Source organism: Promicromonospora sp. Marseille-Q5078 (genome assembly GCF_050315395.1).
Lineage (GTDB): Bacteria > Actinomycetota > Actinomycetes > Actinomycetales > Cellulomonadaceae > Isoptericola.
On sequence record NZ_JBNPQG010000001.1, the window covers coordinates 4,326,240 to 4,338,273 of the forward strand.

General features: G+C 73.9%; 11 protein-coding genes. 10 read left to right on the top strand and 1 reads right to left on the bottom strand.

Going from position 1 to position 12,034, the window contains the following annotated elements; genetic code table 11:
• The first annotated feature begins 22 nt into the window (after nt 1–22).
• From ACQFYA_RS19890 to ACQFYA_RS19915, 6 genes are all read left to right on the top strand, one after another.
• Nucleotides 23–958, top strand: coding sequence for an oxidoreductase (locus ACQFYA_RS19890; protein WP_499127040.1), 936 nt, complete (start codon nt 23–25; stop codon nt 956–958).
• A 54-nt stretch (nt 959–1,012) separates the two neighbouring features.
• Nucleotides 1,013–1,387: an ArsR/SmtB family transcription factor gene (locus tag ACQFYA_RS19895; protein ID WP_499127042.1), complete on the top strand. Its 375-nt coding sequence runs from the start codon at nt 1,013–1,015 to the stop codon at nt 1,385–1,387.
• The gene (locus ACQFYA_RS19900; RefSeq protein ID WP_499127044.1) at nt 1,384–2,301 is read left to right on the top strand and encodes a cation diffusion facilitator family transporter; all 918 of its coding nucleotides are present in this window, start codon (nt 1,384–1,386) and stop codon (nt 2,299–2,301) included. Before ACQFYA_RS19895 ends, ACQFYA_RS19900 begins: the two co-directional genes overlap by 4 nt.
• Nucleotides 2,302–2,397: 96 nt before the next feature.
• Entirely contained in the window at nt 2,398–2,970 is a 573-nt protein-coding gene (locus ACQFYA_RS19905) for a winged helix-turn-helix domain-containing protein (RefSeq protein WP_499127045.1), read from the top strand.
• On the top strand, nt 2,967–4,217 hold the full coding sequence (locus ACQFYA_RS19910) for an MFS transporter (RefSeq protein ID WP_499127047.1): 1,251 nt from the start codon (nt 2,967–2,969) through the stop codon (nt 4,215–4,217). The genes ACQFYA_RS19905 and ACQFYA_RS19910 overlap by 4 nt, the downstream gene beginning before the upstream one ends.
• A gap of 55 nt (nt 4,218–4,272) precedes the next feature.
• Nucleotides 4,273–4,563 carry a DUF1905 domain-containing protein gene (locus ACQFYA_RS19915; protein WP_499127048.1) on the top strand — a complete coding sequence of 97 codons (291 nt, stop codon included), beginning with the start codon at nt 4,273–4,275 and terminating at the stop codon, nt 4,561–4,563.
• Between the two features lie 266 nt (nt 4,564–4,829).
• On the opposite strand, the gene ACQFYA_RS19920 is transcribed toward ACQFYA_RS19915, so the two are convergent.
• Entirely contained in the window at nt 4,830–5,807 is a 978-nt protein-coding gene (locus ACQFYA_RS19920; RefSeq protein ID WP_499127050.1) for an alpha/beta hydrolase, read from the bottom strand.
• 74 nt (nt 5,808–5,881) lie between these two features.
• On the opposite strand from ACQFYA_RS19920, the gene ACQFYA_RS19925 reads away from it, so the two are divergent.
• From ACQFYA_RS19925 to ACQFYA_RS19940, 4 genes are all read left to right on the top strand, one after another.
• Complete coding sequence (locus ACQFYA_RS19925) at nt 5,882–7,435, top strand: alpha-N-arabinofuranosidase (protein WP_499127052.1); 1,554 nt, start codon at nt 5,882–5,884, stop codon at nt 7,433–7,435.
• A 126-nt stretch (nt 7,436–7,561) separates the two neighbouring features.
• Nucleotides 7,562–8,854, top strand: coding sequence for an MFS transporter (locus ACQFYA_RS19930; RefSeq protein ID WP_499127053.1), 1,293 nt, complete (start codon nt 7,562–7,564; stop codon nt 8,852–8,854).
• Nucleotides 8,851–9,261: a RidA family protein gene (locus ACQFYA_RS19935; protein WP_499127055.1), complete on the top strand. Its 411-nt coding sequence runs from the start codon at nt 8,851–8,853 to the stop codon at nt 9,259–9,261. Before ACQFYA_RS19930 ends, ACQFYA_RS19935 begins: the two co-directional genes overlap by 4 nt.
• Nucleotides 9,262–9,494: 233 nt before the next feature.
• Complete coding sequence (locus ACQFYA_RS19940) at nt 9,495–12,014, top strand: polysaccharide lyase family protein (RefSeq protein ID WP_499127056.1); 2,520 nt, start codon at nt 9,495–9,497, stop codon at nt 12,012–12,014.
• Nucleotides 12,015–12,034 lie beyond the last annotated feature (20 nt).

Consider the following 12,034-nt stretch of genomic DNA (forward strand, 5'->3'; position numbering starts at 1 on the left):
CGAGCGGATCGATGCTGGCTGCATGACGACGACCACCTCCCCCACGACCACCACCCCCGACGCCGGCGCGGCCGGCACCTGGCAGCTCGGCGACCGCACGGTCAACCGGCTCGGCTTCGGCGCGATGCGGCTGATCGGCGCGTTCGGCAACCCCGTCGCCCAGCCCCGCGAGACCTCCGCGGCCGTGCTGCGGCGCGCCGTCGAGCTCGGCGTGAACCACATCGACACCGCGGCGTTCTACTTCTTCCCCACCCGCTCGGCGAACGAGCTCATCAGCACGACGCTCCAGCCGTACGCCGACAACCTGGTGATCACCACGAAGATCGGCGCGGCCCAGTCCCGGGACGGCCGGTTCGAGCCGTACGCCCGCCCCGACCAGCTCCGCAGCCACGTCGAGGAGAACATCCGGCAGCTCGGCCTCGACCAGCTCGACGTCGTGAACCTGCGCTGGGGCGCCGGCCTGGAGCGCGAGCCCGGGTCGGTCGCCGAGCACGTGGGCGCCCTGGCGGACCTGCGCGACGCGGGCCTGGTGCGGAACATCGGCGTCTCGAACGTCCTGCCCGAGCAGCTCGACGAGGCCCTCGCGATCACGCCCGTCGTCTGCGTGCAGAACCGGTACGGGCTCACGGAACGTGCCGACGACGGCCTGCTGGAGCGGTGCGGCGAGCTCGGCATCGCGTTCGTGCCGTTCTTCTCCGTCGGGGCGTCCGTCGAGGGCGCGATCCCCGGCGGCACCCGCCACGACGCGGGCGAGGCGGAGGTCGCGGAGATCTCCGCGGCCCACGGCGCGACGCCGGCGCAGGTGCGGCTGGCCTGGACGCTGCACCGCGGGCCGCACGTGCTCGCCATTCCCGGCACGGGCAGCGTCGCGCACCTGGAGGAGAACGTCGCGGCGGCGGCCCTGCGGCTCGACGACGCGGAGCTCGCCACGCTCGACGGCATCGCTCCGCCCGCCTGACGGGGACGCACGCGGCCCTGTCATGAGTACAGGGCCTCGTGTACCGTCGCGCCCATGGAGACCGTGACGCTCACGCACACGGCCGCGCTCGCGCGGCTCGGGCACGCCCTGTCGGACGGCACCCGCACGCGCATCCTGCTCGCGCTGCGCGACGCGCCCGCGTACCCGTCCGACCTGGCCGAGTCCCTCGGCGTCTCCAAGCAGGTGATGTCCAACCAGCTCGCGTGCCTGCGCGGGTGCGGGCTCGTCGTCGGGGAGCAGGCGGGGCGGCGCACCGAGTACCGGCTGGCCGACCCGCACCTCGCGCACGCCCTCGGCGACATGCTGCGCCTCGCGCTCGTCGTCGACCCGGACTGCTGCGGCCCCGACTGCACCTGCGCGACCTCCGGCGGCGAGCACCCGGCGGCCGAGCCGGCGGACGCCGCATGACCCACGACCACGACCACGCGCACGCCGCCGCCGACCACCGCGGCCGGCTGGCGGTCGCGTTCGGCATCACCGCCGCGATCCTCGTGGCGCAGGCCGTGGGCGCGCTCCTCACCGGCAGCCTCGCGCTGCTGGTGGACACCGCCCACATGCTCACCGACGCGGGCGGGCTGGCGCTCGCCCTGTTCGCCGCCCACCTGTCGCTGCGGCCGGCGTCGGCGCAGCGCACCTGGGGATACCGCCGCGCCGAGGTGCTGGCCGCGCTCGCGCAGGCGGCGGTGCTGCTCGTCGTCGGCGTGTACGTGCTGGTGGAGGCCGTGCTGCGGCTCGCCGACCCGCCGGAGATCCCGTCCACCCAGCTCGTCGTGTTCGGCGTCGTCGGGCTCGTGGGCAACCTCGCGTCGATGGCGGTGCTCGCCGGGCGCCGGGACGCGAACCTCAACCTGCGGGCCGCGTTCCTCGAGGTGGTCAACGACGCCCTCGGGTCCGTGGGCGTCATCGTCGCCGCGATCGTCATCGCCACCACGGGCTGGCAGCGCGCGGACTCCGTCGCCGCCCTCCTCATCGGGGCGCTCATCCTGCCGCGGGCGGTGCGCCTGCTGCGGGCCGCCGGTTCCGTGCTGCTGGAGTCCACCCCGCCCGGGCTCGACCTCGACGATGTGCGCGCACACCTGCTGCGGGTCGAGCACGTGCGCGACGTGCACGACGTGCACGCCTCGCTGATCGCCACCGGCCTGCCCATCCTGTCCGCCCACGTCGTGGTGGAGTCCGGCTGCTTCACCGACGGGCACGCCGGCCGCATCCTCGACGAGCTGCAGGAGTGCGTGGCCACCCACTTCGACGTGGCCGTGGAGCACTCCACCTTCCAGGTCGAGCCCGACACCCACCCGGAGCACGAGCACCCGACTCACGCCTAGGCCCCGCCCTGGCCGGAGAACGAGCCGTGATCCGCACGATGTCGCGGTATACAAGAAGTCTTGTACTCCCGCCGAAGCGCGCCTAGCGTCGTCGGCATGGAACAGATCGAGGCGATCACCGCGGTGCACCACCCGGTGCGGCGGCGCATCTACGACTACCTGAGCCTGCACGGCAGCACCCAGGTGACCACGCTGGCGCGCGAGCTCGGCCTCCAGGTGGGCAGCGTCAGCCACCACCTGCGGATGCTGAAGCGGGCCGGCGTCGTCGAGCAGGCCCCGGACCGCACCGGGGACCGCCGCACGAGCTGGTGGCAGCCGGCGAAGCAGGGCCTGACCTGGTCGGCCGACGACTTCTCCGGCTCCCCCGCCGACGCGCTGCTCGCCCGGGAGGCCGAGCGCGCGAACGTCGAGGCGCACGTCGGCCGGCTGCGCGCCTGGCACCGCCGCACCGCCCCGCTGCCGGAGTGGTCACGCGCCGCGTTCAGCATCGACACCGTCGCCTGGGCCACTCCCGACGAGCTGGAGGCGCTCTCCGCCGCGATGCGGGAGACGTTCGCCGCCTGGCAGTCGGGCCTCGGCACCGACGACGGCACCGACGACGGCACCGGCGCACGTGCCGGTCGGACGCCCGTGTTCGTCTTCGCCCACGGCTTCCCCACGGCGCCATGACCGGGACCACGAGCGCCCCGCAGCCCGTGCTGCTGCGCGAGCCGCCGGCGTTCTCCCGCGACCGCGCCGTGCACGCGTGGATCGGCGTCAAGGCGCTGTCCGACGCCGGCGACGCGATCTGGTCCATCGCCCTGGCCTGGACGGCCGTACAGGTCGCCACCCCCGCCGTCGCCGGGCTGGTCGTGGCCGCGGGCACCGCGCCGCGGGCCGTGGTGCTGCTGTTCGGCGGTGTCCTCGCCGACCGGGTCGATGCGCGGCGCGTCATGATCGTCTGCAACCTGCTGCGGGTGGCCGTGCTCGTCGGGGCGGCGCTGTGGGTGCTGGCCACGCCGCCGACGGTGCTCCTGCTCACGCTCGCCGCCGTCGCGTTCGGCGTGTGCGACGCGTTCTACGAGCCGTCCGCCAGCACGATCGCACGGCAGCTGGTCCGCACCGAAGACCTCCCCTCGTACACGGCGGTCGCCCAGACGGCGTCCCGGCTGGCGACCATGGTCGGCTCGGCGGTGGGCGGCTTCCTGGTCGCCCGGTCGGGGCTCCTCGGGAGCGCGAGCGCCAACGCGGTCACCTTCGCCGTGGTCGTCGCGTTCATCGCGATCTGGCTGCGCCCGCGGTTCGCCCTGCCCCGGGCCGAGCAGGAGTCCGCGTTTCGCGGGATCCGCCGCGGCTTCGGCCACCTGCGCGAGGTGCCGACCACCCGCACGCTCGTGATCGCGCTCTCGGGCCTCAACCTCGCCGTCGGGCCCGCCGTCGGCATCGGGATCGCGCTCCGCGCCCACGACGCAGGCTGGGGCGCCCGCGCCGTGGGGATCCTGGAGGCCTGCATCGGGCTGGGCGCCGCGCTCGGCGCACTCTCGGTCGCCCGCTGGCGGCCCACGCACGAGGCCCGCGCAGGGTTCGTCGCGCTGACCGTGCAGGGCGCCGCCATCGTCGCGCTCGGTACCGGACCGGTCGGCGTCGCCGGGGCCGCGTGCCTCGTCGTCGGCCTCACGGCCGGGTATGCCTCCGCGCTGCTCGGCGCCACGTTCGCCGGCACCGTCGACCCGTCGTACCTGGGGCGGATGGCGTCGATCACCCGGCTGGGCGACGACGTCTTCATGCCGCTCGCGATGGCGGCGTTCGGGGCACTCGCCTCAGCCACCGCGCTCTGGGTGCCGTTCGCCGTCTTCGGCGCGGGAATGGCCCTGCTGATGACGGTGCCGCTGCGGAACCCGCTGTTCCGGGAGCTCTCGCTCAGGTCCCGACGGTGAGGCGCCGCCCGCGCGGGCAGCCCTCGTGCTCATGCTCACCTGGCACCCTGGGCGCATGGAGCTCGAGGTGCGCGGTGAGGTGTTCCAGTGGCGCGGCCCCGCGCCCTACTACTACGTGGCGGTGCCGGACGCGGAGGCGGAGCAGATCGCGGCCGTCGCGCCGCTGGTCACGTACGGCTGGGGCGTCATCCCCGTGACCGGCCGCCTCGGCGCGACGACGTTCACCACCTCCCTGTTCCCCAAGGACGGCGGCTACCTCGTGCCGCTCAAGGACGCCGTGCGCCGGCCCGAGAACGTGGCCGACGGCGACGAGGTGGTCGTGCGCCTCACCCTCGACGGGGTGTGACCACCCGCCCGTCGAGACCACCCCGTCGGTCGAGCCCGTCGAGACCACCCCGTCGGTCGAGCCCGTCGAGACCACCCCGTCGGTCGAGCCTGTCGAGACCACCCCGTCGGTCGAGCCCGTCGAGACCACGAACCGGGTTTCGACACGCTCAACCAGCGACACTCGTCGGTCGAGCCTGTCGAGACCACGAGCCGGGTTTCGACACGCTCAACCAACGACACACGTCGGTCGAGCCCATCGAGACCACGTTCCGGGCTTCAACACGCTCAACCAGCGACCCCGTCGACGAACGCGACGCTCGCCGCGGAGATCTGCGCGCGGGCGTCGTCGTGCGAGATCGTCGGGGTGCCGTCGCCGGGCTGCACGCCGTAGTCGCCGAAGTACGCGTGCGCGCCTCCGTCGATGACGGTGAAGTCGCTGCCGGCGGGCAGGTCGGCCCGCGACGCGTCGATCTTCGCGGGGGTCGCCAGGCCGTCCTCGCTCCCGGACACGGACTCGACGGCGGCGGTGAGCGACCCGCTGACGTCGCCCGCGGGGTACGACGCGAACAGCAGCAGCCCCGCCGCCGGCGCCTCGGCGTCGGCAGGGTCGTCGGCCGCGTCGGCCTCCATCGCCGCGACGGTGCCGCCGAGCGAGTGCCCGCCCACCACCCACCGTTCGGCGGGTACGGCCCCGCGGGCGTCGTCGAACGCCCCGACGGCGAGGAACGCGATCCCGAGCGGCTGCTTGGCGACGACCACGGTGTGCCCCGCCTCCGCGAGCGGGCGCAGCACGGCCGCGTACGCGCGGGCGTCGACCCGGGCGCCGGGCTGGAAGAACACCGCCGTCGTCGTCGACGCCGCGTCGCCGGCCGGCGCGAGCACGTAGCGGGTCGCGGTCTCGGTCACGGTGACGGCGTCGTCCGAGCGCATCGCCGCGAGCGCCGGCTCGACGGCGACGAACGGACGCAGCCAGGCGATCGCGACCACCCAGACCGCCCCGAGCACGAGCAGCGCCACCCGCACCCCGCGCCGCCACCCGCCGCGCGCGGGGCGACGGCGCAGCGCGCGCCCGCCCGCCACCGCGCCGCCCGCGAGCGTCAGGGCGAGCAGCACCGCGTACGCCGGGTGCCCGTGCACCACGGCGCCCCAGGCGGTGACGCACGCCCAGGCGACGACGAGGACGGCCGCGGCCGCGACGACGAGCGTCGCCGTGCGGAGCCATGCGGGGGCGGTCGGGGCGGGTGTCTCGAGGTCGTCCGGCACGCGACGAGTCTGGCATCCCGCCGACCCGCCGCGGGTATGGTCTGACCGCCACCTGCAACGTTGGAGGAAACCCCGTGCTGCCCGACCTGTCCTCGACCACGCCCGACGCGACCTTCGCCCTCGACGCCGTCGTCGACCTCGACGTCCCCGGCCCCACGATCAGCCGCCACCTGTACGGCCACTTCGCCGAGCACCTCGGCCGGTGCGTCTACGAGGGCTTCTGGGTGGGCGAGGACTCCGACATCCCGAACGTCGGCGGCATCCGCACCGACGTCGTGGAGGCGTTGCGGGAGCTGAGCATCCCGAACCTGCGCTGGCCGGGCGGCTGCTTCGCCGACACCTACCACTGGCGCGACGGCATCGGCCCGGCGGCCGGCCGCCCGCGCATCGTCAACACCCACTGGGGCGACGTCGTGGAGGACAACGCCTTCGGCACCCACGAGTTCATGGCCCTGTGCGAGCTGCTGGGCACGGCGCCGTACGTCTCCGCGAACGTCGGCTCCGGAACCGTGCAGGAGACCGCCGACTGGGTCGAGTACCTGACGCGGGCCGACGACGCCCCGATGGCGCGGCTGCGGCGCGAGCACGGCCGGGACGAGCCGTGGAGCGTGGCGCTGTTCGGCATCGGCAACGAGCCGTGGGGCTGCGGCGGCAACCTGCGCGCCGACCAGTTCGCGGCGCTCGCGCGCCAGCACGCGACGTACGCGCGCGACCACGGCGACAACCGCCTGGTGCGGGTGGCGGCGGGTGCGTCGGACGACGACTACGCGTGGACCGAGACCCTCATGCAGCAGGTGGCGAAGCTCGGCGACGCCGACCCGCGCGACCTGTTCCAGATGGTCTCGTTCCACTTCTACACGTTCGCCGGGACGTGGGGCGACAAGGGCGCCGCCACCGAGTTCACGCGCGACGAGTACTGGGCCACCATGCGCAAGGCGCTCGACGTGCGCCGCATCATCGCCGGCCACTCGGCCGTGATGGACGCCTACGACCCGGAGGCCAAGCTCGGGCTGGCGCTCGACGAGTGGGGCACGTGGTGGAACGTGGAGCCCGGCACCAACCCCGGCTTCCTGTACCAGCAGAACGCGATGCGCGACGCCCTGGTCGCGGCCGTGCACTTCGACGCCTTCCACGACCACGCCCGCCGCCTGCGGCTGGCGAACATCGCGCAGACGGTCAACGTGCTGCAGTCCATGCTGCTCACGGATGGCGCGAAGATGATCAAGACGCCCACGTTCCACGCCTTCGCGATGAGCGCCGGCCACCACGACGCCGCCAGCCTGCCGGTCCGCGAGCGCGCGGCCCGCGCCACGCACGACGTCGACGGCACGGCCGTGGGCACCGTGTCGGCGTCGGCGTCCACGAAGGACGGCGCGGTGCTGGTGTCGCTGACCAACCTCGACCCCGACTCCCCCGCGACGGTGCGCGTCGACCTGCGCGGCCGCGCGGTCGGCGACCCGGTCGCGACGGTGCTGGCGGCCGACGACCCGGCCGCGCACAACACGTTCGACGCGCCCGACGCCGTCGCGCCGCGGCCGCTCGACGGCGTGACGCTGGACGGCGGCGTGCTCACCGTGCAGCTGCCGCCGGCGGCGTTCGCGACGGCGCGCCTCACCCTCGTCGGTTGAGCCTGTCGAAACCCTCACGCGTCGCTGGTCGAGCCCGGTCGGAACCGGGTCTCGACAGGCTCGACCAGCGACCATGATGCGAGACGTCATGTCCCATTGTGCGGACGGCGGGTGTAGACCAGGGGCATGACCAGCCCCGCGGTCGACCACCGCACCCCGGACGCCGACCTCGAGCACCCGTACTGGCGGCGCAACCTCGCCGTCGGCACGGCCGGCTCGTTCACCACGCTCGTCGCGATGACGCTGTTGGTGCCGTTCCTGCCGGAGTACGTGCGGCAGCTCGGCGTCGACGACCCGGGCGCCGTCGTGCGGTGGTCGGGCGTCGCGTACGGGGCCACCTTCCTCACGGCGGCGCTCACCGCGCCGCTGTGGGGCGCGCTGGGCGACCGGTTCGGGCGCAAGTCGATGCTGGTGCGCGCGAGCCTGGGCATGGCGGTCGCGATGACGCTGCTCGGCTTCGTGCAGAGCGTCGAGCAGCTCGTCGCGGCCCGCCTGCTGGTGGGGCTGCTCGGCGGCTACTCGTCCGGCGCCACCATCCTCGTGGCTGCCCAGACGCCGAAGGACCGCAGCGCGTGGGCGCTCGGCGTGCTGTCGTCGGGCATCCTGGCGGGCAACGTCGTCGGCCCCTTGGTGGGCGGCTTCGTGCCCGCGTGGGTCGGCATCCGCTCGACGTTCGTCGTCTGCGGCGCCGTGATCTTCCTGGCGTTCCTCGCCACGACCTTCCTGCTCCGCGAGCCGCCCCGCCCGGCACGGTCGCCGGTTGAGCCTGTCGACACCACGAGCACCGGGTCTCGACGGGCTCGACCGGCGGGACAGGTGGGCGCCGTGCTCGTGCTGCTCGCGACGTCCAGCCTGCTGCTGTTCTCGACGATGTCGATCGAGCCGATCGTCACCGTGTACGTGGAGGACCTGGGCCAGCTCTCGCACGCGGCCGGCGTCGCGGGCATCCTCGTCGCACTGACGGCCGTGGGCAGCGTCGTCGCCGCTCCACGCGTCGGCCGGCTCGCGGACCGGGTCGGGCACACCCGGGTGGTGGTGGCCTGCCTCGCGGCGGCGGGCGTGCTGGCGCTCGCGCAGGCGCTCGTGACGAACGTCTGGCAGCTCGGCGTGCTGCGCGTGCTGCTCGGCCTGAGCCTCGGCGGCCTGCTCCCGGCGATCACGGCGGCGGTCCGGCACCTCGCGCCGCCAGACGCCGTCGGCCGCGTGCTCGGGCTCGGCGTCTCCGCGCAGTACGTGGGCCAGGTGGCGGGGCCCGTGCTCGGCGGCCTGGTCGCCGCGCAGGCCGGCCTGCGCGCCGTCTTCGTGGCCACCGCCGTCGTCCTGCTCGCCGCAGCGGCGCTCAACCTCGTGGTGCTGCGCCGTGGCGGCGCGCGAAATCCGTCGACCGACGCGCCGGAGCCCGTGACACTCGGGTCATGAGGATCACGAGGCTCGACCCCGACGGCCTCCACGCCACCCCGGGCTACCACCACGTCACCCTCGTCGAGGCGGGGAGGACCGCGTACCTGGCGGGCCAGTGCCCGCTCGACGCCGACGGCCGGCTGGTGGGGTCCGGCGACCTGGCGGCCCAGGTCGACCAGGTCGTCGCCAACGCGCTCCGCGCGCTCGACGGCGCGTCCGCCGCGCCGGACGACGTCGTGCGGTCCGTCGTCTACGTCCGCAGCGACGATCGGGCGGACCTCGCGGCCACCTGGCAGCGCCTGCTCGACTCGCCCCTGGCCCCGGCGTTCACCAGCGCCAGCACGCTGCTCGGGGTGGCCCAGCTCGGTTTCCCGGGCCAGTTCGTCGAGGTGGACCTGACCGCCGCGCTCCCGCCCACCGCCTGAGATCGGTCATCTGTTGCGAGATCGGTCGGAATCCTGACCGATCTCGCAGCAGATGACCGATCTCGCCATGCCAGTCGTCAGATGAATCCTTCCAAATCGCCGATTGAATCGTGCTAATTTCCCATGGCATGACCACATCGGCCGCAATGACGCGGCGAACTTTCGGGAAGCTGGCAGGGATCACCGCGACCACACTGCTCCCCTGGGCACAGGCGCCTCGCGCGTCCGCGGCCGTGGGCCCCGCCCCGACCGTCCAGGAGACCGACACCGAGGTCGTCGTCGACAACGGGCTGGTCCGGCTCACGGTCGACAAGTCCAATGGTCGGACCACTTCGCTCGTCTACGACGGCGTGAACATGGTGGGCCGAGGGAACTACGACATGAACACCGTTCGCGAGGGCGCCGGCCTGCCGCTGCCCCCGGCGGACAACCACCTGACCGTGCGCGTCGAGCAGGACTTCGTCGACATCGCCTACCACCACAGCCCGTCGGGCGACATGCCCTGCTGGCTGGTGCGGCACCACATCGTGCGCTCCGGCGAGGCGGGCATCCACCTGGCCTACAGCTACGACCACCCGGCCGAGCTGCACGGCTTCCGCACCGACCAGCACCGGTACGTCTTCTACACGGCCGGCGGCGTCTTCACGCACGCCTCGGTGCCCGACGACGCCGGCGCCACGCGGTGGCGCGAGGCCGCGGCCCGCATGCCCACCGGGGCCGAGATCTCGAAGGCCGAGATGGTCATGGACGCGACCTACGACCTGGAGGGCACGGGCTCGGCGTACGCCCGGCGCTACTACACGAAGTACGACTGGGCCGTGTTCATGAAGGACCACAGCCTGCACGGGCTGTACGGCAGCGGCTACGGCATGTGGGCCGCGCTCCCGAACCTCGAGGCGTTCACCGGCGGGCCGGTGCGGCAGGACCTGATCCTGCACCAGACCGGCAGCACGCCGGTGCTGCTCGTCGAGCCGCAGGCCACCCACTACGGCGCGCCGCCGGTGCGCGTCGCCGCCGGGCAGGCGTGGCAGAAGACCTACGGCCCGTACTTCGTCTACCTCAACAAGGGCGACGACCCGAAGGCCCTGCGCCGCGACGCCGCCCGTCAGGCCCGGTTCGAGACGCACGCGGAGTTCTACGACCGGCTCGCGGTGGAGGGCTGGACCCCGACCGCTCAGCGCTCCCGCGTGCGCGGCACCGTCCGGGTCCCGGGCGTCCCGAACCTCGACGGCGCCGTCGTCGTGCTGTCCGACAACCGCACCCCCATGCAGGACACCGTGCTCGGGCACAACTACTGGGCCGACCTCGGTCGGGGCGGACAGTTCGTCCTCGACCACGTGCGCCCGGGCACGTACCGGCTCACCGTCTACGGCGGCGACGTCTGGGGCGAGCACGTGATCGACGACGTCGAGGTGGGCGCCGGCCAGGAGGTCACCCTCGGCCGCATGCTGTGGGAGCCGGTGGACCACGGCCGCACCGTGTTCGCGATCGGCAGGCCCACCCGCACGTCGGAGGAGTTCCGCAACGGCCGGGACTTCCGGCGCTACGGGCTCTTCCAGACCTTCCACGACGACTTCCCCGACGGGGTGACCTACCGGGTGGGGAAGAGCACGGCGCGCGACTGGAACTACATCCAGTACCAGCGGTCGTACCCCGTCCAGGCCCCCGAGGGCACGGTGCTGCCGGAGGACGCCGACGGGATCCGGCTCTTCGACCTCGGGACCGCCTCCAGCCCCGTCGCCGCAGGGTACGAGCGGGTCGCCCCGAACACGCTCTACGCCGCCGGCGGGGGCTTCGGCCTCGACCGGGTGGTCGACTCCCGGGACCGCGGGTCGGACGGCGACCTGCAGCGCGACTTCCTCGTCGGCTCCGGGTACACGTTCTCGGTGGACCTGCCGGACGGGGAGTACGAGGTCACCGTGCTCTCCGGCGACGACATCGCGGCCAACAAGACCCAGGTCTCGTTCGGCGGCGGCGAGCCGGTGGCCCTCGACTCGGGCCGGGGCGAGTACGCCGTGCACACCGCCACGGTGACCGTCACCGGGGGCCGGCTCGACCTGCTCGCCGGCGGCGACGGCCGCATCAACGCCGTCGAGATCCTCGCGGCGGACGCGGCCCTCCCGGTGCTCGAGAGCCTCGAGGTCGACGGCGCGGACCTGGTGCCGGGCTTCAGCACGTTCCGCTCCGACGTCGCCGCCGACCTGCCGTGGGGCCAGGAGACCGTGACCGTCCGGGCGACGGGCCGGGGCGGCGCGCGGGTGACGATCGGGGGCGACGCCGTCCCCGCGGCGGGGCTCGCGGTGCCGCTGTCCGCGCAGCGCACGGTCCTCGAGATCGTCGTGACCGGGGACGACGGCGCGGCCACGACGTACCGGCTGCACGTCACCCGGCAGGAGAGCCCGTGGCGGATCCTCTTCGACCTCGACGACGCTCCCCCCGCCGGGTCCCGCGCCACCCTCTCGGTGTGGCTCGCGGCCTGGGCCATGGGGTCGGCCCTGCCGGTGCCGCCGGAGGAGAGCAACCTGACCGTCCGGGTGAACGGCGAGCCGTTCGTCTGGACCTTCCAGCCCGACGACGCGAAGGGCGCCACCTACCGCAGCGGGTGCAGCGGCCGGAACTACCGTCGGGAGCTCACCTTCGACGCCTCGCTGCTGACGCGGCGGGGCAACGAGATCACCCTGCAGATCAACGACGGGGTGGAGCACCTCTGGAACGAGGCGGCGTACGACGCGATCCGCCTCGAGATCGGCTGAGCGGCCCGCTGGTTGAGCTT